This window comes from Streptomyces sp. Tue6028, from assembly GCF_002300165.1.
GTDB classification, from domain to species: domain Bacteria; phylum Actinomycetota; class Actinomycetes; order Streptomycetales; family Streptomycetaceae; genus Streptomyces; species Streptomyces siamensis.
The window spans coordinates 51805-75744 of the sequence record NZ_MLCE01000003.1 but is presented as its reverse complement, the minus strand read 5'-3'; the positions used below and the strand labels follow the sequence as shown (position 1 = coordinate 75744).

General features: G+C 69.6%; 21 protein-coding genes. 12 read left to right on the top strand and 9 right to left on the bottom strand.

Annotation, left to right across the window (positions count from 1 at the left end; genetic code table 11):
* Window positions 1-263: 263 nt before the first annotated feature.
* Complete coding sequence (locus tag BKI49_RS02255) at window positions 264-3233, top strand: carbohydrate binding domain-containing protein (protein WP_095932472.1); 2970 nt, start codon at window positions 264-266, stop codon at window positions 3231-3233.
* 267 nt (window positions 3234-3500) lie between these two features.
* Window positions 3501-3923, top strand: coding sequence for an SseB family protein (locus BKI49_RS02250; RefSeq protein ID WP_095932471.1), 423 nt, complete (start codon window positions 3501-3503; stop codon window positions 3921-3923).
* A gap of 183 nt (window positions 3924-4106) precedes the next feature.
* On the opposite strand, the gene BKI49_RS02245 is transcribed toward BKI49_RS02250, so the two are convergent.
* From BKI49_RS02245 to BKI49_RS02220, 6 genes are all read right to left on the bottom strand, one after another.
* Complete coding sequence (locus BKI49_RS02245; protein ID WP_095932470.1) at window positions 4107-4496, bottom strand: MarR family winged helix-turn-helix transcriptional regulator; 390 nt, start codon at window positions 4494-4496, stop codon at window positions 4107-4109.
* Window positions 4497-4616: 120 nt separating this feature from the next.
* Window positions 4617-4967 (bottom strand): VOC family protein, encoded by a 351-nt coding sequence (locus BKI49_RS02240; protein ID WP_095932469.1) that lies wholly within the window; start codon window positions 4965-4967, stop codon window positions 4617-4619.
* A 186-nt stretch (window positions 4968-5153) separates the two neighbouring features.
* A complete protein-coding gene (locus BKI49_RS02235; protein ID WP_095932468.1) occupies window positions 5154-6185 on the bottom strand; it encodes a LacI family DNA-binding transcriptional regulator in 1032 nt (343 codons plus the stop codon).
* On the bottom strand, window positions 6182-7087 hold the full coding sequence (locus BKI49_RS02230; RefSeq protein WP_095932467.1) for a carbohydrate ABC transporter permease: 906 nt from the start codon (window positions 7085-7087) through the stop codon (window positions 6182-6184). Before BKI49_RS02230 ends, BKI49_RS02235 begins: the two co-directional genes overlap by 4 nt.
* Complete coding sequence (locus tag BKI49_RS02225) at window positions 7084-8058, bottom strand: carbohydrate ABC transporter permease (protein ID WP_095932466.1); 975 nt, start codon at window positions 8056-8058, stop codon at window positions 7084-7086. The genes BKI49_RS02230 and BKI49_RS02225 overlap by 4 nt, the downstream gene beginning before the upstream one ends.
* Entirely contained in the window at window positions 8055-9386 is a 1332-nt protein-coding gene (locus BKI49_RS02220; protein ID WP_095932465.1) for an ABC transporter substrate-binding protein, read from the bottom strand. Before BKI49_RS02220 ends, BKI49_RS02225 begins: the two co-directional genes overlap by 4 nt.
* Window positions 9387-9695: 309 nt before the next feature.
* Here BKI49_RS02220 and BKI49_RS02215 point away from each other — a divergent pair, with 309 nt between their 5' ends.
* The gene (locus tag BKI49_RS02215) at window positions 9696-11717 is read left to right on the top strand and encodes a beta-galactosidase (RefSeq protein ID WP_095932464.1); all 2022 of its coding nucleotides are present in this window, start codon (window positions 9696-9698) and stop codon (window positions 11715-11717) included.
* Between the two features lie 153 nt (window positions 11718-11870).
* Here BKI49_RS02215 and BKI49_RS02210 read toward each other — a convergent pair whose 3' ends face one another.
* From BKI49_RS02210 to BKI49_RS34955, 3 genes are all read right to left on the bottom strand, one after another.
* Window positions 11871-13463, bottom strand: coding sequence for an FAD-binding oxidoreductase (locus BKI49_RS02210; RefSeq protein WP_095932463.1), 1593 nt, complete (start codon window positions 13461-13463; stop codon window positions 11871-11873).
* A 303-nt stretch (window positions 13464-13766) separates the two neighbouring features.
* Entirely contained in the window at window positions 13767-15227 is a 1461-nt protein-coding gene (locus BKI49_RS02205; protein ID WP_179332301.1) for a vanadium-dependent haloperoxidase, read from the bottom strand.
* A 332-nt stretch (window positions 15228-15559) separates the two neighbouring features.
* On the bottom strand, window positions 15560-16108 hold the full coding sequence (locus tag BKI49_RS34955) for a putative quinol monooxygenase (protein WP_143658348.1): 549 nt from the start codon (window positions 16106-16108) through the stop codon (window positions 15560-15562).
* Window positions 16109-16514: 406 nt separating this feature from the next.
* On the opposite strand from BKI49_RS34955, the gene BKI49_RS02195 reads away from it, so the two are divergent.
* The 9 genes from BKI49_RS02195 (at window position 16515) to BKI49_RS02155 (ending at window position 23939) form a co-directional block, all read left to right on the top strand.
* Complete coding sequence (locus BKI49_RS02195; RefSeq protein ID WP_095932460.1) at window positions 16515-18023, top strand: FAD-binding oxidoreductase; 1509 nt, start codon at window positions 16515-16517, stop codon at window positions 18021-18023.
* Between the two features lie 270 nt (window positions 18024-18293).
* Complete coding sequence (locus BKI49_RS02190) at window positions 18294-18581, top strand: ArsR/SmtB family transcription factor (protein ID WP_095932605.1); 288 nt, start codon at window positions 18294-18296, stop codon at window positions 18579-18581.
* Between the two features lie 55 nt (window positions 18582-18636).
* Window positions 18637-19581, top strand: coding sequence for an SMP-30/gluconolactonase/LRE family protein (locus tag BKI49_RS02185; RefSeq protein ID WP_257004593.1), 945 nt, complete (start codon window positions 18637-18639; stop codon window positions 19579-19581).
* A 419-nt stretch (window positions 19582-20000) separates the two neighbouring features.
* On the top strand, window positions 20001-20477 hold the full coding sequence (gene crcB / locus BKI49_RS02180) for a fluoride efflux transporter CrcB (RefSeq protein WP_095932459.1): 477 nt from the start codon (window positions 20001-20003) through the stop codon (window positions 20475-20477).
* Window positions 20474-20653 carry a hypothetical protein gene (locus BKI49_RS02175; RefSeq protein ID WP_095932458.1) on the top strand — a complete coding sequence of 60 codons (180 nt, stop codon included), beginning with the start codon at window positions 20474-20476 and terminating at the stop codon, window positions 20651-20653. Before crcB (BKI49_RS02180) ends, BKI49_RS02175 begins: the two co-directional genes overlap by 4 nt.
* Window positions 20650-21024 carry a fluoride efflux transporter CrcB gene (gene crcB / locus BKI49_RS02170; RefSeq protein WP_095932457.1) on the top strand — a complete coding sequence of 125 codons (375 nt, stop codon included), beginning with the start codon at window positions 20650-20652 and terminating at the stop codon, window positions 21022-21024. The genes BKI49_RS02175 and crcB (BKI49_RS02170) overlap by 4 nt, the downstream gene beginning before the upstream one ends.
* A gap of 83 nt (window positions 21025-21107) precedes the next feature.
* Window positions 21108-21944, top strand: coding sequence for an undecaprenyl-diphosphate phosphatase (locus tag BKI49_RS02165; protein WP_095932456.1), 837 nt, complete (start codon window positions 21108-21110; stop codon window positions 21942-21944).
* A 146-nt stretch (window positions 21945-22090) separates the two neighbouring features.
* On the top strand, window positions 22091-22822 hold the full coding sequence (locus BKI49_RS02160; RefSeq protein ID WP_095932455.1) for a FadR/GntR family transcriptional regulator: 732 nt from the start codon (window positions 22091-22093) through the stop codon (window positions 22820-22822).
* A gap of 85 nt (window positions 22823-22907) precedes the next feature.
* Entirely contained in the window at window positions 22908-23939 is a 1032-nt protein-coding gene (locus BKI49_RS02155; RefSeq protein WP_095932454.1) for an asparaginase, read from the top strand.
* Window position 23940 lies beyond the last annotated feature (1 nt).

Sequence of the window (23940 nt, the reverse complement as noted above, 5' to 3'; positions counted from 1 at the left end):
CCAAGCCGCTCCAAGACCCACTTCCGATACGCGCCCTAGAAGCACGAAGCACGAAGCACGAAGCACGAAGCACGAAGCAGGCAGCGGCTACGGCGTTCGCGCGCCGCCGAGGGCGGCAGGACGGCACCGCGTACCGGGCGCTGCGGGATCTCTTTACGTCTCTGTCATGTCCCTGTAGCTTCCGCCTGCAAGGGCTTTCAGGAACTTTCCGGTTCTTCTTGCAGAGCAACTCCCCGCTCCCCGGCTCCCGTTGGAGACCCGCGATGAGACGTAGACCCCCACCCCTGCTGCTGCGCCCGGTCCTCGCCTTCGTGACGGCGCTCGGACTGTTCGGGCTGGTCCCGCCCGGCGACGACCCTGCCCCCATGACGCCCACCGCTGCCGCGTCGAACAGCGCGACCGTCTTCTACTACACGAAGACCAAGAACTGGCCGGCCACCTATCTGCACTACGCGCCCGACGGAGGCTCCTGGACCACCGTCCCCGGCGTGCGGATGGAGACCGCCTGCACCGACTGGGTCAAGACAACCGTCGACCTCGGATCGGCCGGCGGACTCCAGGCGACCTTCAACAACGGGAGCGGCACCTGGGACAACAACGGCGGGAGCAACTACGCCCTGGGCACGGGCGACATCACCGTCAAGGACGGGGTGATCGCGCACAGCGACCCGTGCGCCGACGGCGGCACCGGGAGCGGCAACCAGGCCACCGTCTACTACTCGACCGCCACCTCCGGCTGGACCACGGCCAACATCCACTACGCGCCCGCCGGCGGCTCCTGGACGACCGTCCCCGGCCTCGGCATGGAAGCGGCCTGCACCGGCTGGTGGAAGAAGACCCTCGACATCGGGACGGCCACCTCGCTGAAGGCCGCGTTCAACAACGGCAACGGCGTCTGGGACAACAACAACAGCGCCGACTACACCATCGCCACCGGCACGACGACCGTGCAGAACCAGAAGGCCACCGCCGGCGCCGAGGACCCGTGCGCCGCCGAGGAACCCGACACCGAGGCCCCGACCGCGCCCACCGAGGTCACCGCGAACGCCACCGGCACCTCGGTGGTGGTGAGTTGGGACCCGGCCACCGACAACAGGGCGGTGACGAAGTACCAAGTGACCCGCACTGGCGGCACCCAGGGCACCCTCGTCGCCGACGTCGGCTCGACGGTGTGGTCCGACACCGGCCTGGAGGAGAAGACGAGTTACACGTACACCGTGAAGGCCGTCGACGCGGCGGGCAACACGTCGCCCGCCTCGGCCGAGGCCACCGTGACGACCGGCGAGAAGGCCCCCGAACCCGCGGCCGGCACCCCTTTGGGCACCGATCCGCGCAAGGACCCCGTCTACTTCGTCCTCACCGCCCGCTTCTACGACGGCGACAGCTCCAACAACCGTGGCGGCAGCCAGCACGTGAAGTCCGGCAACGCGGCCAACGAAGACCCCATGTTCCGCGGGGACTTCAAGGGCCTGGTCGACAAGCTCGACTACATCAAGGCCCTCGGGTTCTCCGCGGTCTGGATCACCCCCGTGGTCCTCAACCGCTCGGACTACGACTACCACGGCTATCACGGCTACGACTTCTACAAGGTCGACCCGCGACTGGAGTCGGCCGGCGCCTCCTACCAGGACCTGATCAACGCGGCCCACGCCAAGGGCATGAAGATCTACCAGGACGTCGTCTACAACCACAGCTCCCGGTGGGGTGCCAAGGGCCTGTTCACCCCGACGGTGTACGGAGTGCGCGACTCCCAGTGGAGCTGGTACTACGACGAGAAGAACGACGGTTTCGAATACGACGGGCTCACCGTCGAGCCCAAGTCCGGGAAGTCGTACTACAACGGCGACCTGTGGTCGACGGCCGAACCCTCCGGCAACACCTGCGTCAACTGGGGCAAGCCCACCGGAGGCAAGAGCGCCGAGGGCTACACCCTGTACAACTGCCAGTGGCCGAGCCCCACCTCGGGCATGTTCCCGAAGGCGTACTACCACCAGTGCTGGATCGGCAACTGGGAGGGAGAGGACTCCCGTTCCTGCTGGCTGCACGAGGATCTCGCCGACTTCAACACCGAGTCGGCACCCGTGCAGAACTACCTGATCGGCGCCTACGACAAGTACATCGACATGGGCGTGGACGGATTCCGCGTCGACACCGCCGTACACATCCCGCGCGTCACCTGGAACCGCCGCTTCCTGCCCGCCATCCAGGAGCGCGTCACCCAGAAGTTCGGAGCGGAGGCGGCACAGAACTTCTTCGTCTTCGGCGAGGTCGGCGCGTTCGTCAACGACAAGTGGAACCGCGGTTCCGTGAACCACTCGGCACAGTTCTTCACGTGGAAGGAGCGCAAGGAGTACAGCGCCGACGACACGACCGCGGCCATCGAGCAGTACGACTACGAGGAGCAGCTCGGCACCGGCAACCAGCCCACGTCCACCAACGCCTTTCTCAGCGGCAACAGTTACCACGCGCCGGACCACAGCCGGTTCAGCGGAATGAACATCATCGACATGCGCATGCACATGAACTTCAGCGACGCGCAGAACGCCTACAACAACGGCAAGGACTCGGACGACTCCGTCAACGACGCCACCTACAACGTCGTCTACGTCGACAGCCACGACTACGGCCCCAACAAGTCGAGCACCCGCTACAGCGGAGGCACCGACGCCTGGGCCGAGAACATGTCGTTGATGTGGACCTTCCGCGGCATCCCGACCCTCTACTACGGCTCGGAGATCGAGTTCCAGAAGGGCAAGCAGATCGACTGCGGGCCCACGTGTCCGCTCGCGAGCACCGGCCGGGCCTACTACGGCGACCACCTCGCCGGGTCCGTGACGGCGTCCGAGTTCGGCAAGGCCGACTCGGCGAGCGGCGAGGTCGCCACGACCTTGGACCAGCCGTTGGTCAAGCACCTCCAGCGGCTGAACCGGATCCGCCGCGCGATCCCGGCGCTCCAGTCGGGCCAGTACTCCACCGAAGGCATCACCGGCTCGATGGCGTTCAAGCGCCGCTACACCAGCGGGTCCACCGACAGTTTCGCCCTCGTCACCGTCACCGGGGACGCCACCTACACCGGCATCCCGAACGGCACCTACCGGGACGCCGTCACGGGTGACGTGAAGACCGTCTCCAACGGCACGCTCACGGTGCCGGCACCGGGGAAGGGCAACCTCCGGGTCTATGTGCTCGGCGGTCCCGGCAAGATCGGGAGCGACGGCCCGTACCTGAAGTGACCGTCCCTGTTCGGTGCGACGGAAAGCGCGGTACCGAAAGCGAACCCGCACCGCGCCGCGGCGGACGTGCCGAGCCCGGGCCCCGAGGGCCTGGACCCGGCACCCCGCACGGGCCGCGACCGGCTCGGACCGCCGTCCGAGGGCATGCCGCTCCGGCCCGGAAGGGATCACGAGGGTTGCCGCGTACGAGGGTGGGTACGCGTCGGGCGTTGCGCCCGGGAACGACCGTGTCCCGGGTGTCCCGTCCGCGACTATCCGGGATCTGCCATGGACACACCCTCGAACAACCACGACCGGCCCAAGGCCGCCCCGACACCGGCCCAGGAGGCCCTGAACGCCCTCGCCGAGAACAACGAGGACACGTCGGCTCTGGACACGCTCGCGGGCAGCGACGTGCTGGTCCCCGTGCCCGACGACGCCGTCGAAGAGGGCATGGCCGACCCCTCGGCCGTGGCGCTGCCCGTCCTGGACCAGCCGGGCGGCGCCCAGGTGGTGCCGGTGTTCACCTCCGAACTGGAGATGGCCGAGCTGCTGCCGTTCGTCTCGCGCTACCGGCTGGTGCCGCTCCGGGCGCTCGCTTCCCAGTGGCCCTCGGGCGACCTGGCGCTCACCATCGACGCCAGTTCGTCGCACGGTCTGACGCTCACCTCGGAAGGCGTCCGCACCCTGCTGGCCCGGCCGGCGGACTGAGCCCGCCGACGCGAGACCTTGCCGGGACCCGGGATTCCGCGGAATCCACGAGCCCGGCGGCCCGCGCCACCGGGCGCGGGTCGCCGGGCTCACGTCGTGGCCTGCCACGGGGTCGAGGCCGTCGGGAGTCGCACATTGCCGTCGCGGGGCCGACCGCCGTCCGTGCCCCCCGGTGAACTGGTCCTAGTCGTGCAGCATCCGGGCGAGGACCGCCCGCTGCAGCGGGAGCACCTCGGAGTGCAGGTCGCGTCCTTGCCGGGTGAGCGCCACCCACACGCCGCGCCGGTCCTCCTGGCAGACGGTGCGCTCCACCAGGCCCTCCTTCTCCAGCCTGCCGATCAGCCGGGACAGGGCGCTCTGGCTCAGGTGGACCTGGCCCGCGATGTTCTGGACGCGGCACAGTTCGCCGGGCTCCGCGACGCGCGAGGCGAGGATGTCGAGGACCTCGAAATCGCTCGCGCCGAGACCGTGAGGATGCAGCGCGCGGTCGATCTCACACATCGTGCGCGCGTGGACCGCGAGGATGTCCCGCCACTGGTCTTCCAGCCGGGCGTCGGACGTTTCCGTTGCCATAACTGAACGGTAACAGAGATCCGGCCATTCATTGACCGTGCAACTAGTGCCGATGCATTCAAACGGGGATCCCGTGCACGGCCTTCTTCACCCGCGCTCCGGGCGCCCGGCGGCCGACGGTCAGGCGGCCGGATCCTGCACGAGCCCGACCAGGTTGCCGTCCGCGTCCTTCACGGAGGCGATGAGCTTGCCGCCGCCCACGTCCTGGACGTCCTGAAGGGTCTCCGCACCGGCGTCGAGCAGCCCCTTCAGCGTCGCCCTGAGGTCGGAGACGTGCCAGTACGGAACCGGCCCCGTCATGCCCTTCGCGTGGCCGTTGGGATCGAGGCCGACCTCCTGCCCCGCGGTCCGGAAGCCCACGTAGTAGGCCTCGTCGGCGTAGGGCTCCACGCCGAGCAGTGCGGTGAACAGCGCCTTGGACTGCGTGAGGTCCTTGACGGGATAGACGATGGTCTTGAGACCGTCGGTCATGACGACTCCTTCGTGGTACGTGTCCTGCGTGCGGTGCCCGTCGCGTACGGGGGCGCTCCGAGCGCCGGCGGTGCTCCCGCCGACGCCTTCACGCTAGATCGCCGCAGTCCCGGGCGGCTTCTCGAATCCTGACCGGTCGCACCGGGGCCGCGGGGCCGTCCCCGGCGCGACCGCCGGCCGCCGGCGTCAGGTCGACTCGCGCCGCACCAGCTCCGTCGGCAGGATCACCGCCGCGGGGTCCTCGCCCCCTATCTCGGCCAGCAGCACCCGTACCATCTCGGCGCTGATGCGGTCCCAGGGCTGGCGGATCGTGGTGAGGGCCGGGCTGGACGCGGTGGCGGCGGGGGAGTCGTCGAAGCCGCCCACGGCCACGTCCTCCGGCACCCGGCGGCCCGCCCGGTGCAGGGCGGTCAGCACACCCTGTGCCATCAGGTCCGAGGCGACGAACACCGCGTCCACGTCGGGTGCCTGCTCCAGGAGCCGCTCGGCCGCCGCCTCGCCGCTGGCCCGGCTGTAGTCGCCGGAGACGACGAGACGGTCGTCGGCCTCGACGCCCGCCTCGGAGAGCACCTCCCGGTAGCCGGCCAGACGCTCGACGCCGCCCGGTGTGTCGAGCGGACCCGTGACGGTGCCGACCCGGCGCCGCCCGAGCGACAGCAGATGAGCGACCATGTCGCGGGCGCCGTCCCGGTCGTCGGCGGCGACATAGCTCACCCTGGACCCCAGACCGATCGGCTTGCCGCAGGCGACCAGTGGCACCCCCGCCTCACGGAGCTCCTCGGCGACCGGGTCGCCGGAGTGGCTGGAGACCAGCAGCACCCCGTCGACATGTCCGGCGGTGATGTACCGCGTGATGCGGCGCCGCTCGTCCTCGGTGCCCGCGAGCATCAGCAGCAGGGGCACGTCGTGCGCGGCGAGCGCCTGGGTGCAGCCGCGCAGCAGGACGTTGAAGTTGGGGTCCTCGAAGAACCGCTCCTGCGGTTCGGTCAGCAGGAAGCCGATCGAGTCGGAGCGTCCGGTGATGAGGGAGCGGGCGTGCCGGTTCACGACGTAACCCGTCCTGCGGATGGCGGCGTTGACCGCCTCTTGCGCCGAGGGGCTGACGTAGTGCCCGCCGTTGAGCACCCGTGACACCGTGCCCCGCGACACCCCTGCCTCGCGGGCGACGTCATGGATCGTCGGCGGCTTGCGCCGGCCCCCCGTGTTGCTCATGGTCACGACTTTACGGCTCCTGACAGCAGATCGAGGCTCCAGAAGCGCTGGATGATCAGGAAGAGCGCGATCAGCGGGATGACGGCGAGCATCGCTCCGGTGATCACGAGGGTGTACAGCGCCGGGGTGTTGGAGCCCTGTTCCAGGAGCGTGAACAGTCCGAGCGTGATCGGGAACTTCTCGTCGTCGCTGAGCATGATGTAGGGGAGCAGGAAGTTGTTCCACACGGCCACGAACTGGAACAGGAACACCGTCACCAGCCCCGGCACCATCATCGGCAGCGCGACACGGGTGAAGATCCGCCACTCGCTCGCGCCGTCCATCCGCCCGGCCTCGACCACGTCACCGGGCACGGCCGCGGTGGCGTAGATCCGGGCCAGATAGATCCCGTACGGGGACAGGACGAGGGGGAGCAGGACGGAGGCGTACGAGTCGGTCAGGTCCGCCTTCGCCAGCAGCAGGTACTGGGGGATGGCGAGGATCACCGGAGGCATCAGCACGCCCGCCATCAGGACGCCGAACACGGTTTCGCGGCCGCGGAAGCGGTAGATCGCGAGCCCGTACCCGCTGAGCGCGGAGACGGCCGTCGACAGCAGGGCGCCGAGACCGGCGTACAGGGCGGAGTTGCCCATCCACTTCCAGTAGATGCCGTCGCGGTAGGCGTCGAGGTCCCGCAGGTTCTGGGTGAAACCGGTGCCGGGCAGGAACGTGAAGGTCGAGAACAGCTCACGGCCGGACTTGGTGGAGGCGATCACCACCCAGGCCACGGGCAGCAGACAGTAGAGGGCGCCGAGCAGCAGCGTCAGTGTCGGCACCAGGGCGATCCGGCGGCGCAGCGGCGGCCCCTGGGCGGTCCCCGGTGTCGTACCGGCGGCCGGTGCGGCCTTGCGGACGGCGAGAGAACTCATCGTGCTTCCCCCTGCTTGGTACGGGAGTTGGCGGCGCGCAGGAAGCCGAACGACAGGACCAGGGTGACCAGGGCGATGATCACGGCCTCGGCGGCCGCCGCGTGGATGTCGCCCGCGCCGAACGCGTCCCGGTACACCTTCATCAGCGGACTCCAGGTCGTGGAGACGGAGTTGGTGAGCGGCTTGAGGGTGGTGGGCTCGCTGAACACCTGGAGCGTCGCGATGATCGAGAAGAAGAAGGTGAGGATCAGCGAGGGCGCCACCATCGGAATCTTGATCCGCAGCGCGATCTGCAGCGGCGAGGCGCCGTCCAGCTTCGCCGCCTCGTACACCTCGGCCGGGATGGCCCGCAGCGAGGTGTAGATGACGATCATGTTGAAACCGGTGCCGCCCCAGACGGCGATGTTGGACAGGGCCAGGTACAGCGGCCCGCCGTCCAGAAGGTTCGGCTGCGGCATGCCCAGCTTGTCCAGGACGAAGTAGAAGGGGCTGACGTCCGGGAGGTACAGGAAGCCCCACAGCAGCGCGGCGACGACGCCCGGAATGGCGTACGGCAGGAAGGTCGCGAGCCGGGTGACCGGGGCGAGCCGTACCTTGTCCGTGTCGAGCATCAGCGCGAAGAGCAGGGCGAGGCCGAGCATCACCGGGATCACGAGGGCGCCGTAGCCGAGGACGCGCAGCGCCCCGTCGAGCAGCTCGCTGTCGGTGAGGGCGTCGGTGTAGTTCTCCAGGCCCGCCCAGATCTCGGTGCGGGCGCCGGAGCCCAGCCCGAGCCCCTTGACCTGGACCTTGTGCAGGCTCAGCCAGATCGCGTAGCCGATGGGCAGGGCGAAGAACAGGACGAAGAGGACCGTCGCGGGGAGCAGGAAGAAGTAGGGGGCGGAGCGCGCTCGTTCGCGGGCGGCGGTGCGGGGAGGGAGGGCGTACGGGGCCCCCTCGGCCCCGTACGGCTCCCGGTGTGCCGTGGTCACTGAGCGACCCCGAAGCCCTGCTTCTTGAGGTCGGCGACCGTGGTGTCCTGCATCCTCGTCAGGGCGGCGCCGAAGTCGGACTTGTTCTTGGCGGCGGCGCCGAAGGCGTCGTTGAAGGATGTGTAGGCGACGTTCACGTTGGGGCCCCACGCGGACGGCGCGGTGGTCTTCGCGATCTGGGAGGCCTTGGTGTAGAAGTCCGGCTGGTTGGAGAAGAAGGCCGGCGGCTGGGTGAACGCGTCGCTGAGCTGCGCGCTGGTGGAGGCGGGGTAGATGCCGCCCTCCTTGGCCATCGCGGCCACCGCCTTCGGATCGGTGTTCAGCCACGCGGCGAACTTCGCGGCGGCGGCCCGGTGCTTGGAGTCCGTGGTGACGGCCGTCGAGGAGCCGCCCCAACTGCCGGTGACGTCGTCGCTGTCCGACCACTGCGGCAGTGGTGCCATCGCCCACTTGCCCTTGGTGTCGGGAGCCGCGGTGGTCAGGGTGCCCGGTGCCCACACCGCGCTCACCCAGGCGATCTGCTTGCCGGTGTTCAGGGCCTTGTTCCAGGCCGGCTGGTACATCGGCTGGTTGTCGATCACGCCCTCCTTGACCAGCCCGCCCCAGAAGTCGGCGACCTTCCGGGTCGCCGCGTCGTCGATGCCGACCTTCCACTTGTCGCCCGAGGTGGTCCACCACTTCGCTCCCGCCTGCTGGGCGAGTCCCGCGAACAGGCCGGAGTCGTTGGCGGAGAAGGTGGTCAGGGCCTTGTCCGGTGCCTTCTTCTTCAGCGCGCGCGCCGTCTCGGCGAACTGCTCCCAGGTCGTGGGGACGGTCAGGCCGTACTTCTTGAAGAGGTCCTCGCGGTAGTAGAACATCATCGGGCCGATGTCCTGCGGGATCGCATACACCGCGTCCGAACCCAGGGTGGTCTGCTGCCAGACGCCGTCGGCGAACTTGCTCTTCGCGCCGTCCACGTCACCCGATATGTCGGCGAGGGCGTCATTGCTGACGAGGGTCGGCAGCGTCTGGTACTCGGCCTGGACCAGGTCGGGGGCCTTGTGCGCCTTGTGCGCGGTGAGGATCTTGGTGACGAGCGTGTCGCCCGACGCCTGCTTCTTCACCGTGACGGTGATCTGCTGCTCCTTGCCGGGCCCCTTGTTCCAGAGGTCCACGACCTTGTCCATGCCCGGGGCCCAGGTCCAGTACGTCAGCGACGCGGGCCCGGACTCGGCTTGGCTGTCCTTCGCGTCCTCCGACCCGCATGCGGCGAGCGTGGTGGCGCCGAGTACGGCGGCGACGGTGGTGGCACCCCATCGACGGAGCCGGCTGTGCTTCGTGTCGGGCATGGATCGTTCTCCCCTGACCTGGGTCTACGCCTGCTGCGGAGACCTGCGGTGTTCCCTGGCCGCTCGCCGCCCGGGCGCTTGGGCCGGTGGTCGAAAGGTGCGGCCGCGCCCGGCCCTCGGGGCCTGCGCGCGCTCACACCGACGACACCGGCACGGCCGTCGGCTCGTGTGCGGCGCTTCTGTGAGCGTTCACAGTAGAGAAACATCCTCGACACTTGTCAATGGTTGTTGCTGTGCGGTTATGTTGGCCTCGCGCCACTCAGCATGTGTGTGCACGTTCCCAATTGATCGACACATCGGGAGAGATCCATGCCGGAGACCACCCCCAAGGGCCTCACCGGGCTCGCCTTCGGTGGGGACTACAACCCCGAGCAGTGGCCGGAAGACGTACGCCACGAGGACGTCCGTCTGATGCGCGAGGCGGGTGTCACGATGGTGAGCGTCGGGATCTTCTCCTGGGCCCTGCTCGAACCGGCTCCGGGCACCTACGAATTCGGCTGGCTCGACCGCCTGCTCGACCTGCTCCACGACAACGGCATCCGCGCCGACCTGGGCACACCCACCGTCGCGCCCCCCGCCTGGTTCTACCGGGAGCACCCCGACGCGCTGCCCGTGGCCGCCGACGGCACCCGCTACGCGTTCGGTTCACGCGGCGCCATCTGCCACAGCAACACCCACTACCGGGCCGCCGCCGCGAACATCACCACCCGGCTCGCCACCCGCTACGCCGACCACCCCGCACTCGCGCTGTGGCACGTCCACAACGAATACGGCGTCCCCGTCTCGGCCTGCTACTGCGAGTCCTGCGCAGCGCACTTCCGGCGCTGGCTCACCCGCACCTACGGCACCGTCGATGCACTCAACGAGGCCTGGGGGACCGCCTTCTGGGGACAGCGCTACGCGGACTTCGGCCAGATCGACCCGCCGCGCGTCACCCCGACGGTCGGCAACCCGGCCCAGGCCCTCGACCACCGCCGGTTCGCCGACGAGACCATGCGCGAGAACTTCGTCGCCGAGCGCGACATCCTGCACCGCCTCGCACCGGGCATCCCCGTCACCACCAACTTCATGACCGCGCTGAGCCAGTGCGACTCCGTCGACTACTGGGCCTGGGGCCGCGAGGTCGACCTCGTCACCAACGACCACTACCTGATCACCGACGGCCGACGCACCCACGTGAACCTCGCGATGGCGGCCGACCTCACCCGCTCGGTCGCCGGCGGCGCACCCTGGCTGCTGCTCGAACACTCCACGTCCGGCGTCAACTGGCAGCCCCGCAACCCCGCCAAAGCCCCCGGCCAGATGGCCCGCAACTCCCTCGCGCACGTGGCACGCGGCTCCGAGGGCGCCATGTTCTTCCAGTGGCGACAGTCCCGGCGCGGCGCCGAGAAGTTCCACTCGTCGATGCTGCCGCACGCGGGCATCGACTCCCGGGTGTGGCGCGAGGTCGCCGAACTCGGCGCGTCCGTCGAGGCGCTGGCCCCGCTCAAGGGCACCCGCACCGTCGCCGACGTCGCCGTGCTCTGGGACTGGCACTCCTGGTGGGCACAGGACCTCCAGTGGCGCCCCAGCGAGGACCACGACGCCCGCGAGCGCGCCGACGCCTTCTACGAGGCGCTCTACGACCGCCACCTCACGGTCGACTTCGCCCACCCGGAAGCCGACTTGTCGGCCTATCCCCTTGTCGTCGTCCCCGCTCTCTACCTGATGACGGAAGCGGCCGGGAACAACCTCAGGGAGTACGTCGAGAGCGGCGGCACCCTCGTCGTCTCGTACTTCTCCGGCATCGTCGACGAACACGACGCCGTGCACGCGGGCCCCTACCCGGGCGCCCTGCGCGACGTACTGGGCCTGACGGTCGAGGAGTTCTCGCCCCTCCTCGCGGGGGAGCGCACCCGGATCACCGGCCCCGACGGCTCCGAACTCACCGGTGACGTGTGGACCGAGTTCGTCGTGCCGCGCGGCGCCGAGACCGTCTGGACGTACGCCGACGGACTCACCGCGGGCCAGCCGGCCGTCACCCGGAACCGCCTCGGCAAGGGTGCTGCCTGGTACGTGTCCACGCGCCTCGGCGCCCAGGGCCTGGACGCCCTGCTCGGCTGGGCCACCGACGACGCGCGCATCGCGCCCAGCGCCGAGCTGCCCCGTGACGTCGAAGTGGTGCGCCGCACGGGCGAGTCGGGCACCTATCTCTTCGCCGTCAACCACACGTCCACCGATGCCAAGGTGCCGTTGGACGCGCACGGCACGGAGCTGCTGACCGGCGAACGCGCCGCGGGCCGGCTCGCGGTTCCCGCGGGCGCCGTCCGGGTCGTCCGGCTCGACGGCTGAGCCCGACCGCCGTCCGGGCCCGCGGTCCGTTCGCCGGGCGCGACCGCGGACCGGGTCCGCGGCCCGAGGGCCGGGCAGCACCGCCGCACTGCCGCTAGCGCCCGAAGTGCGGGGCACCGGCCTCGACAAGGTCGAGGCCGGCGGACACCGGGCTCAACTCGAGCCGATCGCTTGCGCGTAGTCGAAGAAGCCGGTCGGGTCGTACTTCCGCTTCACCTTGACCAGGCGGGGGTAGTTCGCGCCGTAGTAGGCCTCCCGCCAGTTCTTCAGCGTCGGGTCGGGGAAGTTCTGGTACGCCTGGTCGGGCGCCTTGCGGGGGAAGATGTCGTCGTAGAACTGCTTGAGCCAGTGCAGGTTGGCCTCGGCGACGTCGGGGCGGTCGTAGTCCGCCCACGAGGTCTCGGCGGCGAAGACGAAGAGGTCGTTTCGGTGCACGAACGCGGTCGCGCTCGGCGCCACCTCGTTGATCTCACCACCGAGGGCGAACATGGCGAACCCGGCTCCGTCCTCGTTGTGGCTGCCGGGCCAGTCCAGCAGGCGCTCGGCTGCCGCGCCGACCTGCTCATCGGTCAAGAGGGTGCGGGAGTCCAGGATCGCCGACTTGGTGGCAAAGCGGTCGATCGGTGTGGTGGCGCTCAGCAGTTCGCTCGCCTCACCGGGCGTGACCTGACGAACGGAAGCGCTGTTGCGGTCGCGTTCCTCGGTCGTGCCGATCTTGAGCAACGGGTCGAGGATGGCGCGCAGTTCCTGGACGGTGCCGTAGAACTGGCCGATGGCGTTGACGTTGGCGTTCGCATGGATCTGCGTCCGGGTCGTCCCGCTCGTGCCGATGCCCAGCCGCAGATGGAAACGCCTGTCGCCCGCGGTGTCCTGGGCGATGCGCTGCGCGGCGGCGATCACCGGCAGTACGGAGTCCAGGCTCCAGCGGAGCTGGTAGAAGCCCACGGTGCCCTCGAACTGCTCGTACTGGAAGGTGAACGAGGTGTGGACACCGAAGTTGTTGCCGGCTCCGCCGCGGCAGGCCCAGAACAGGTCGGGGTGCGCATCCTTGTCGGCCTTGACCGTGTGTCCGTCGGCGAGCACGACGGTGGTGGCGACGAGTCGGTCGCAGGTCAGCCCGAACATCTTGTCGCTGAAGCCGATACCGCCGCCCAGCACCAGCCCCGCGACCCCGACGCTGGGGCAACGACCGGTCGGCACGAACATGCCCTGGTTCTCCAGCAGTGGATGCAGGTCGCCATTGGTGACGCCGGCCCCCACGGTGACGGTACCGGCGTCGTGCACGACCTTCATCGGCCCATAGACCCGAGAACGGGCACCGCCCGGTGCCGGAGTGGAGACGATGCTCTTCATACGGGCCATGTTCAGGAGCAGGCCCGTGGTCGTCGAATACCCGGCGTAGTTGTGTCCCAGCCCGGTGCGCGGCACGGCGGGCAGCCCCACGGAGCGAGCCCAGCGGATCGATGCGGACACGTCCTCGGTGGTCGCGCAGGCGACGATGCCGGCAGGTCGAATTCCGGCGTACCTGTGGTTGAACGGCAAGGCCAGCGACTCGTATTCAGAGCCCTGCGGCCGGTAGAGCGTGGCCCCGGGGGACAGCGCATGGGCCAACCGCTTCCAGTCCCGGGCGCCGACCGGCCCTGCCGCCTCAGCTGCCGCAGCCGAACTTTCCGGTGCCTGCAGACCCAGCGCCCCACCGACGCCGCCCAGCACCCCTGCCCGCAGCACGTCTCGCCTGTCGATCACAGTGACCTACCCTCACGCACCGGTCGCAGGCTCGTCCTGCGATTCCGGCGGCCAGTTCACTGGTCGTCGACCGGTGCCATCCCCGTCTGTCGTCCACTCGCCAGACCCACCACGCGAAAGGACGAGAGACGCACCGCCAAACAGCTCAGACACAGGTGCCGCCGGACCGTCGAACGCACCATGGGCCGGCTCGCCGGGTGCCGACGTCTACACCGCCGCTACGAACGTGCCGTCGGCGCCTTGCCACGCGGTACTGGGCAAGGCGCCGACGGCCTTCCGTACGTCCGGAGGACGGGTGTCGTTTCAGTACCCCTGCGGCTGGTCCCGTCGTGTCGGCTGCAGCGCGTTGGCGAACACGTAGTCGCCGACGTTGGTGCCGATCTCCCTGCCGTCCTCGGCGTCCCAGCGGAAGTGCACGCCCAGATAGAGGCGGCTGAACTCGCCCTCCTCGGCGACCTGGCTGAAGCTGTTGATCCGGCGGTACGCCTCGAGGGTGTGCGGGTCCTCGGAGTGCGCGGTGAACGAGACGTCGTCACGGTCGAAGAAGTGCTGCATCGCGGTTGCCCACGCGCCCGTGAAGTTGGCGTGCCCGGAGGTCCAGGCGACGAAGCACGGGGTGAACGGTGCCCCTGAGCGGTCCGCGCTGAGAGGCTGCCAGTCAGCGTTCGGGCCGCCCGTCGCCTGGATCGCGGACACCGGGCGCCACTCGTTGATCGGGGAGTCGAACTTGCTGTCCCAGGCCGCGATTCCGGCATCCGCCAACGACAGCGCCGACAGCGCGAACAAGTGGGTGGTCTCGTACGTGTCGAGCTTGAACTTCTTGGCGACGGTCCCGGTCAGTTCGAGCAGTTGTCCCGGGGGGTGGAAGGTGCCGTTGAGGTCATGGTCCCAGAACCAGCCGATGACGGTCTGTTCGTGGGTGCGCTCGGTGGAGTCGACGGCACCGAGCCGGCGTACCTCGTCGCGCTGGGCCGCGTACTCCGGGCTGGCCACCAGATCGGCGTAGGAAGTGAAGCCGCGCAGGGTGGGAGGCCGGAACTGCGAGCCGGAGCGGAGCACGAACGGCTTCACCTTGCCCCAGTTCGGGGTCACCGCGTCGCTCGGCTGCTTGCAGGCCCCTTCGTCAGCCGTCGCCTCCTCACCCGTCGGCCGCCAGGCTCCAGGTGTGGTGGTGTCGCCGCTGTAGACGTCCGGGTTGTCCGAACCGTCGCCCGCCCGGGCCTTGTTGATCTGCTTCACCACCTGGTCGACCACCAGGCGGTCGAGGGGATCGTAGGAGTGGGGGGAGCGGCCGGTCCGGGCCCTGTACTGGGCGTCGATGTAGGCCTGATCGCCCGGGTACAGCTGCGAGATGATCCGGTACGCCGTGCGGTCGATCAGCCGCTCCTCCTCGTCCGGAGCTGGTCGCGAGTGTTTGCCGGCGTACTTCAGCGGCCGGTTGAGGTATGGCTCGTACTTCAGGGTTCCGTACGTGTACTGATAGGCGCTCTCGGCGTTGTAGATCGCCGCGAAGACGATCGCCCCGGACCGGGAGAGTTTGCCGGGCGAGGCGTCCCAGCCCCGCGCATTGCGGAACGTCTGGAGCAGGACCTTGTTCCAGTACTGCGTCGGATCGTCCTTGTGCCCTGTCGCGGCGGCGGCCGGTGGCGCACCGGCCGCCACCGGACTCAGCCCGGCGAGCAGGGCACCGGCCAGGACGGCGGCCCGTAGGCGTCCCGGGCGCCCGCCGACACGGGACTTCGAGCGCGATAGCGCAGACTTCACGGCCGACCGACGGCCTTGGTGGGGATTGAGAGGCACGGCATTCCTTTCGATGTCGCCGATGAACAGCGGCAGCGTAATATCAGATATCTCGAAATTAAGATCAACCACGCCGATATGCCGTGCATCTCGTGTGACTTTAGAATTTACGCGGAAATGCCCATCCAGTCATGATTGACAGCCGAACCGAGTTGCGATCGCCCAGACGTGGAGATTTCACTCGTCCGAGCGATTTCCGGATCCACGGAAGAGCGGCCGCCCGACGCCGACTCCATGGAGAAGGCGCGCCCACCCGGCACGTCAGCCGACCCTGCGCCCGATCTGCGGCTGGAATATTAGTCGGGATGGGTATCGCTGGATCCTCTGACGTATCCGCCGACAAGGCAGTATTTTGTCACCTTGTATCCGGAAATGTATTTCTCCCGCTCCGCCACGTATTCCTGAACGTAAGGCGCGTTGCTGTGGAAGGTGAATGCCGCCTCGTCGCGATAGAGTTCGTATTGGACTCGATCGATTCCGCCGCCGACGGGCTGATTCTCCGTGTATACCAAGGTGTTGGGCTCGTTGGCTTGAATTTTGGGGACCGTGCGCGCCACGAGCTTGTCGTACGCGCGGGCCGCCACGGCGTCCTTGAGATAGAGATCGACCACCAGCGCGAACCCCGAGGACTTCGCGCACTCATCCGCGGCGTGGGCACTCTTGGATGTGGCACGTGTTGAACGGTCGGCTCTCTCATCGGCGTACGCCGCCGACGACTGTGCGAGCAGTGTTCCTGCGAGGACGCCGACAGCGGTGACGGCGGCGAGAACCCTCGAACGGGCCCTCGCGCCATAAGGCGCAGCCGTACGAATATGCTTTACCGGGGTGGAATTATTCCTAAGCACATTATCTCCTCTTTGCGGCGCGATAATGATGTTTACCTTTCAAGGCGTCAGGAGTGGGGAATGACGGCTGCGCGAGTGCATCGATTCCCGAAGTAAGACATCGCGGTAACACGATGACGTAAGGGATCACCCGCGCAGCCGACCTGCGCGGGGTCTTGGCCCGTGGCTCCAGCACCGTCTACTGGTCGTCCGTCGGACCTCCGCGCGCCACAAGTCGGCCCGGTTTGCCGCCGCGCTGACGGTTCGTCCGGGCGAGGCTGACGCGAGAGGCGGCTTCAGGCGTCTTGGTGCTGGTTGCGAGCGTGTCGAGCCGATTCCCCGCGTTCGGCATTGCTACCGTCCACTTCGCCTAAATCATCCATAAAGAACCGATTCGCGCGTTCTTGTGGTCGAGAGGACACGAACCATGAACGACTTTTCCCGTCGCGGACTGCTCAAAGCAACGGCGGTCGCCGGTGCCGGTGCGGTCGTCGTGCCGGGCGCCGCGGCCGCCGCAGCCCCCGGCGCGAGCGCCGTGACCGGCGCATCCGGGGGCGATGGGTACGGGGCCGAGTGCCCTCCGGCGAAGCTGACCGGCCGGATCGTCCGCCCCGAGGACTCGGGATACACGGACGCGCGCCTCGGCTGGGACCAACTCTTCTCCCACTATCCGCTGGTCATCGTCTTCGCCCAGAACACCCAGGACGTGGTCAACGCCCTGACGTGGGCGCGGCAGAACGACGTGGCGGTGCGGGTGCGCAGCGGCCGCCACCAACTCGAGGGCTGGTCGAACGTGGACAACGGCCTCGTGATCGACATCAGCGAGTTGAAGTCGGTCGACATCGACGCCAAGTCGCGTATCGCGAAGGTCGGCGCCGGGCTCAACCAGGAGGAAGCGGTCACCACGCTCGCGAAGCGGGACTTCGCGGTGACGACAGGCACCGAAGGCAGCGTGGGCCTGTCCGGTGCGACGCTCGGTGGCGGATTCGGCTTCCTCACCCGCTGGCTCGGCATGGCCTGCGACAGCCTGGTGGGGGCCGAGATCGTCGTCCCGTCGGGCAAGGAGTGCGCCAAGGCGATCAAGGTGGACCTGGACCACCACTCGGACCTGCTCTGGGCTCTGCGCGGCGCGGGGAACGGCAACTACGGCATCGTCACGTCACTGACCTACAAAGTGGCTCCGCTGAGGAGCGTCACCTATCTCCAGGCGACGTGGCAGGACATCGACAACCTCCGCCCCATCTTCGAGGCATACCAGCGTACGGCGCCGACCACCGACGCCCGCCTCGGAACCCAGCTCGAGATCCACCGGAACCAGATCTTCCTGTTCGGGGTTCTTCCCGAAGGAACGCCGGACGAGACGAAGAAGCTGCTGGACCCGATCCTGTCGATCGACAGCCCGACGGTCACTACGCAGGTCGGCAACTGGGGCGACGTGTACTCGGGATTCCAGATTCCGATCGAGCTCGAACCGGCGAACTGGAAGTTCCACTCGCAGTTCACCAGAAAGCCGTTCCCGAAGGACGCGATCGACATCGTCGACTCGTTCATCAAGAGCGCCCCGACGGACGACAGCAACTTCTTCGTCCAGGCTTTCGGCGGGAACGTCAGGAAGAGCCCTCGCGGCGGCACCGCCTTCCCGCACCGCGACGCGCTCTTCTACTCCGAACCCGGCGTCGGCTGGGGCAAGCGCAGTGACCAGCCGGGCGTCTGTGACCCGCTCACCTCGCAGTGCCAGGCCTGGATCGCCGAGTTCAGCCAGGCCCTGCGGACCTACGTGGACGGCGCCTACGTCAACGTGCCGAACATCGCGCAGCAGGACTGGGAAACCGCCTACTGGCGGAACAACTTCGACCGGCTCCGCAAGATCAAGGCGAAGTACGACCCCGACAACGTCTTCCAGTACGAGCAGAGCGTCCCGCCCGCGGTCTGCTGACCGATCACGGCCCGAGCCCCCTCCCGACAGGTGAGGGGGCTCAGCCGTGCCTGGCCCCCTGATCCATGCGGGGGCCAGGCACGGCGATGTTCGGCCACCGCTGCCGTCACGGCCCGGCCACCGTGCGCGCCGGCCGGGCCGTGACGGCAGCGCAATGCGTCCGCCCGCGCCGTCCGCCCGATCGACCCCGGCCAGAGAAGCGGAACGCCGTGCGTGCCGCCCCTGGCTGCGGGACAGTAGCGGGAGACCGTCGTGACGGAGGGGGACGAGATGCTGAGGGCTCCCGTCGGTGGACAACGCCTGGACATACTGGAGTGGTTGCGGGACCCCGTCGCGCACTTCCCGGTACAACGCCACGGCGACCTCGTCGAGGACGGCGTCAGCCCGGAGGCCCTGGCCGCCAAGCTGGGCGTCAGCCGAGCGGTGGCGCGCACCCACCTCGATCTGCTCACCGGCGTCGGACTGCTGCGGGCGAAACGCGTCAGACGGCGCACCTTCTACAGCCGTGACGAGTACCGCATCGCCGAGGTCGGTCATTTCTTCGAGAAGGGTTGGTAGTGGCGTGGGCGCGAAGTCGCGGCGGACGCAGGTGGCATGGCCGGAGGAGTCCCGTCTGGTGCCGCGGCGTCTCGTGCCGCTCGGCGGCCGAGGGCCGGAGGACGTGGTCGGCGACTCGCGGGGCCGGGTGCTCACCGGTCTGGAGGACGGCCGCATCGTCCGCGTCGAAGGGCTCGCGGACTCCGGCAGCGCCCGCGTCCAGGTGCTGGCGGAGACGGGCGGCAGGCCGCTGGGCCTCGAACTCGTCGCCGACGACGACCTGTTGGTGTGCGACGCCGAGCGGGGACTGCTGCGCGTCGCCCTCGACGACGGCACCGTACGCGTCCTCGCCGACAGCGTGGCGGGCGAACCCCTGCGCTTCTGCAGCAACGTGACCGCGCTCTCCGACGGCACCGTCTGCTTCACCGTCTCCAGCCGCACCCACCCGCTGGAACAGTGGATCGGCGACCTCGTTGAGCACACCGGAACGGGCCGGCTGCTGCGCCTGGCGCCGGGGGAGAAGGAGCCGGAAGTGCTCCTGGAGGGCCTCCAGTTCGCCAACGGGCTCGTCGCCGCGGACGACGAGACCTTCCTCGTCCTCGCGCAGACCGGGGCACGGCGCCTCACCCGCTACTGGCTCGGCGGTCCACGGCAGGGCAGCGCCGAGACCCTCGTCGACGATCTGCCGGGCCAGCCCGACAACCTCTGGCGCGCCCCCGGCGGTCCGATCTGGGTGGCGCTCGCCGGACCCCGCGTCGCTCCGCTGGAACTGTTGCACCGGACGGGTCCCGCCGTGCGGCGCGCGGCCGCACGGATCGCGGTCCGCGCGCCGTTCCGTCCGCCGGGCACCATCGGCGCCCTCGCGGTGGACGAACAGGGTGACGTGCTGCACCACTTGACGCGTCGCCGCTCCCGGTTCCGCATGGTCACCAGTGCCTGCGAGGCCGACGGGCGGCTGATCCTCGGGAGCCTGTGGGAGCGGGGGCTCGGCGTCTGCGACCTGCCCGCCGCGACGGAGTGATCCGCCGAAGCCCGGCGGCCGGGGCGGTGCCTGCCACGACGGGGGTGATCCGTCGAGGCCCGGCGGCCGGGGCCGAGCACGCCGTCACGGGGTGATCCGTCGGGTCCCGGCGGATGGCAGGGCCTGCCATCCGCCACGAGGTGATCCGTGGGGCCCCGACGGCCGCCGACGTGCCCGGCGGGAGGGAACGATCCCTCGGCTCCGGAGGCCCGGAGCCCTGCCGGGCGGTCATGGACCGGGCCGCGTGTGCGTGCACCGTCCTCCCGGCGTTAGGCTGTGCGCCGACCGCGATCTTGCGCCGCGGCGCGGCGGTGGGGCCCGCCGTACCCGAACCGCGGCACCGCTGCCGCCAACGGTCCCTACTTGCGACGAAGTGCGCCCGGAGCCGTCCGGGCCCGGCGAGTAGGAGAAGTGCGCCCATGACAGCCCCACGTCCCGAACGAGTCGAGGAGCCCGGCGCTCCCGTGCGCATGCCCGTGCCGACGGCGTCCCTCCGGCAGGGCCAGGGGCCGGTCGTCGCGATGGTCGCCCTCGGTGGCGCGATGGGCGCGACCGCGCGCTACGGCGCCGCGCGACTGTGGCCCGCCGAGACGGCCGGGTTCCCCTGGACCACGTTCTGGGTGAACGTCCTCGGCTGTGCCGTGATGGGCGTCTTCATGGTCCTCATCACCGACGTGTGGGCCGCCCACCGGCTGGTGCGGCCCTTCATCGGCACCGGGGTGCTCGGCGGATTCACCACCTTCTCGACGTATGTCGTCGACATCCGGAGACTGGTCGACGAGGGACGCCCCTGGACCGGGTTCGGCTACCTCGTCGCGACGCTGATCGCGGCGCTCGCCGCGGTCTGGCTCGCCGGGGCGGCGACCCGCCGCGCCGTGGCAGGGAAGCGGCGATGACGGGGCGGACGGCCGGCGCCCCGCGCGTGACGGTCCTCACCGGCGAGCACGACACCCACCACCACGAGCCGCTGTTCCCGCCGCGGCTCGAAGAGAGCCTCACCGGCGGACCGATCGTCCGCGACGACCGCGAGATCGTCCTTCCCGAGGGCGGGGAAGGTGAGAAGTCGTTGTGAACTGGCTGCTGGTGATCATGGGAGCCGCTGTCGGCGCTCCCTTGCGCCATCTGACCGACCGGGCGGTCCAGGCGAAGCACGACTCGGCCTTCCCGTGGGGCACCCTCGCCGTCAACCTGACGGGCTCCCTCATCCTGGGGCTGCTGACCGGCGCGGCCGCCGCGGGGCACGCCTCGCCGCACCTGCAACTGCTGATCGGCACGGGCCTGTGCGGGGCGCTGACCACCTACTCGACGTTCTCGTACGAGACGGTGCGGCTGACGGTGACGGGGGCGGGGTTCTACGCTGCGGCCAACGTGATCGTGAGCGTGACGGCCGGCCTGGGCGCGGCGTTCGCCGGGGTCTCGTTTGCGCAAGCTTTGTGGACGTAGGTGCCGGGCGTCGCCGCGGATAGGTCAGACTGGCCCGTGTACCGTCTACAGCACTGTCGACCAACTCCTCAGAACTGGATTCCATGAGCGTCATCAACGTCGGTCAGGCCGTCGTCCTCGGAGCCATCGAGGGGGTAACCGAGTTCCTCCCCGTCTCCTCGACCGGTCATCTCAAGATCACCGAAGGGCTGATGGGCATCCCCGTCGACGACGACGCCGTCGTCGGGTTCTCCGCGGTCATCCAGGTCGGCGCGATCGCCGCCGTGCTCGTGTACTTCTTCAAGGACATCGTGCGGATCGTCTCCGCCTGGGGGCGCGGCCTGCGGAACAAGGAGGAGCGTCAGCACCACGACTACAAGTTCGCCTGGTGGGTCATCTACGCGACCATCCCGATCGTCGTCGTGGGCCTCGCCGCCAAGCCGCTGATCGAGGGCCCGCTCGCATCGCTCTGGGTCGTGGCGGGCTCGCTGATCGTCGGCAGCGGTGTGATGTGGGCTGCGGACCAGATGGGGCGGCACAAGCGGGGTGAGGACGACACCTCGTTCAAGGACGCCATGCTGGTCGGCAGCTCGCAGATCCTCGCCCTGCTCTTCCCGGGCTTCTCCCGCTCGGGCGCCACGATGTCCACGGCGCTCATCCTGGACCTGGACCGGGTGGCGGCCACCCGCCTCTCCTTCTTCCTCGGCATCCCGGCCCTGACCGGTGCCGGCCTGTACGAGCTCAAGGACGCCCTGGGCGCGGGCGTCGGCGCCGCCCCGCTGGCCGTCGGCACCGTCGTGTCCTTCGTGGTCGCCTACGCCTCGATCGCCTGGCTGCTGAAGTTCGTCGCCAAGCACTCGTTCAACGCGTTCGTGATCTACCGGCTCGTCATCGGCGTGCTGCTGTTCGGGCTGCTGACCACCGGGGCTCTCGACAGCTGAGTCCACAGTCCGCCGGATCAGGGGGTGTGAAGCCGGTTCTCCGGCCTTCACACCCCCTGATCCGTTTCCCCTCCCGCAGGTCTCCCGCCGTCCTCGCCCCTCCCGCCGCTTGACAGCGCGCCTCCGTCCCACGGATTATCGCCACCGTGAACCTGTCAGACAGCCAGACAGGTGGCTCGGTACCGCGGCGCGTCAGCGCCATGGAAGCGGTGCTCACCCACCTCCGCGACGCCATCGAGCGCGGCGACTACGCCATCGGCGACAAACTCCCCTCCGAGGCGGAGCTGTGCCGCCGCCTCGAAGTCAGCCGACCCGTGCTGCGCGAAGCCCTGAGGGCCCTCCAGGTCATGGGCCTGACCGTGTCGCGCACCGGCAAGGGCACCTTCGTCGTCGCGAGCGCGGTCGAGGACCCGACCTTCGGCGACTACGCGGCGAGCGACCTGCTCGAAGTGCGCCGGCACGTCGAGATCCCCGTCGCCGGATACGCGGCCGTCCGACGCACCCCGGAGAACCTCGACCACCTCGCCCACCTCCTCGACCGGATGGAACGGGAGACCGACACCACCGCGTGGGTCGCGATGGACACGATCTTCCACATCGCCATCGCCGAGGCGTCGCAGAACCCGGTCTTCCGCCGGGTCATCGAGGAGATCAGGGACGCTCTGGCCCGCCAGTCGGCGTTCCTGAACGAACTCGGCGGCCGGCGCGAGCAGTCCAACCGCGAGCACCGCGCGATCGTCGAGGCGCTGATCGACGGCTGCGAGCACGACGCCGTCCAGGCCATGTCCCACCACCTCGACCGCGTCGAGACCACCCTCACCTCCATCGTGCGCCCCGAGGCCACGGACCCGGCCACGGAAGGCGGACCCCGGACGTGAGCGAGCAGGACCCGCGAGCAGTACCGCAGCACGGCGCCCCCGCCCCGACGGCGCGGCCCGCCGCGATACGCGAAGGAGGCGACGCGTGAACCCGGCCGTGACCCACCCCGCCCGCCCCGCCGAGGCCCCCTCCGTGCGCGAACCGCTGCACGCCCCCGTCGCCCACCTCGTACGCGGCGGCGTGATCGAGGGCATCCACTACGGGTCCGTGGTCGTCCTCGCCGCCGACGGCGGCGTGGAACTCCAGATCGGCGACATCGAGGCCGCCTTCTACCCCCGGTCGGCGCTCAAGCCCGTCCAGGCCGTGGCCATGCTGCGGGCCGGACTGCCCCTGGACGGCGAACTGCTCTCGCTGGCCGCCGCCAGCCACTCCGGCGAAGAACGCCACCTCGCCGGGACCCGGCGCATCCTGGACCTCGCCGGACTGCCCGAGGACCGGCTGCGCAACGTCCCCGACCTGCCCTTCGACCCCGTCGTACGGGAAACCTGGGTGCGCGACGGGCGCCTGCCCTCGCGGCTCGCCCAGAACTGCTCGGGCAAGCACGCGGCCATGCTCTACACCGCCCGCCTCAACGGCTGGCCGCTCGACGACTACCTCGACCCCGCGCACCCGCTCCAGCGGACGATCGCGGAGACCGTCGAGGACCTCACCGGCCAGGCCGTCGCCCGCACCACCGTCGACGGCTGCGGCGCGCCCCTGTTCTCCGTCTCGCTGCACGGGCTGGCCCGCGCCGCCGCCCGGATGACCACCGCGGCGCCCGGCACCCCCGAGGCCAGGGTCGCCGACGCCATGCGCGAGCACGCCGAGATGGCCTCCGGGGCCGGGCGCGACGTCGCCGCGCTGATGCGCGCCGTGCCGGGCCTGCTCGCCAAGGACGGCTTCGAAGGCGTACAGGTCGCCGCGCTGCCCGACGGCCGGGCCGTCGCCGTGAAGATCGCCGACGGTGCCGACCGGGCGCGCGTTCCGGTGACCGCCGCCGCCCTGGCGCGCTGCGGGGTCGACCCCGCAGCGCTCACCGAGTTCGCGGGCGCGCCGCTCCTCGGCGGGGGCGAGGTGGTCGGGAGCGTCCGGCCGGCCCGCGCCCTCGACCCGCTCACGCACCCCACGTACGCCTGAA

What these genes read in the sequence shown, in the direction of transcription:
- BKI49_RS02255 (WP_095932472.1), top strand. Translation starts at nt 264, where the DNA reads ATGAGACGTAGACCCCCACCCCTGCTGCTGCGCCCGGTCCTCGCCTTC.
- BKI49_RS02250 (WP_095932471.1), top strand. Translation starts at nt 3,501, where the DNA reads ATGGACACACCCTCGAACAACCACGACCGGCCCAAGGCCGCCCCGACA.
- BKI49_RS02245 (WP_095932470.1), bottom strand. Translation starts at nt 4,496, where the DNA reads ATGGCAACGGAAACGTCCGACGCCCGGCTGGAAGACCAGTGGCGGGAC.
- BKI49_RS02240 (WP_095932469.1), bottom strand. Translation starts at nt 4,967, where the DNA reads ATGACCGACGGTCTCAAGACCATCGTCTATCCCGTCAAGGACCTCACG.
- BKI49_RS02230 (WP_095932467.1), bottom strand. Translation starts at nt 7,087, where the DNA reads ATGAGTTCTCTCGCCGTCCGCAAGGCCGCACCGGCCGCCGGTACGACA.
- BKI49_RS02220 (WP_095932465.1), bottom strand. Translation starts at nt 9,386, where the DNA reads ATGCCCGACACGAAGCACAGCCGGCTCCGTCGATGGGGTGCCACCACC.
- BKI49_RS02215 (WP_095932464.1), top strand. Translation starts at nt 9,696, where the DNA reads ATGCCGGAGACCACCCCCAAGGGCCTCACCGGGCTCGCCTTCGGTGGG.
- BKI49_RS02195 (WP_095932460.1), top strand. Translation starts at nt 16,515, where the DNA reads ATGAACGACTTTTCCCGTCGCGGACTGCTCAAAGCAACGGCGGTCGCC.
- BKI49_RS02190 (WP_095932605.1), top strand. Translation starts at nt 18,294, where the DNA reads ATGCTGAGGGCTCCCGTCGGTGGACAACGCCTGGACATACTGGAGTGG.
- crcB (WP_095932459.1), top strand. Translation starts at nt 20,001, where the DNA reads ATGACAGCCCCACGTCCCGAACGAGTCGAGGAGCCCGGCGCTCCCGTG.
- BKI49_RS02175 (WP_095932458.1), top strand. Translation starts at nt 20,474, where the DNA reads ATGACGGGGCGGACGGCCGGCGCCCCGCGCGTGACGGTCCTCACCGGC.
- BKI49_RS02165 (WP_095932456.1), top strand. Translation starts at nt 21,108, where the DNA reads ATGAGCGTCATCAACGTCGGTCAGGCCGTCGTCCTCGGAGCCATCGAG.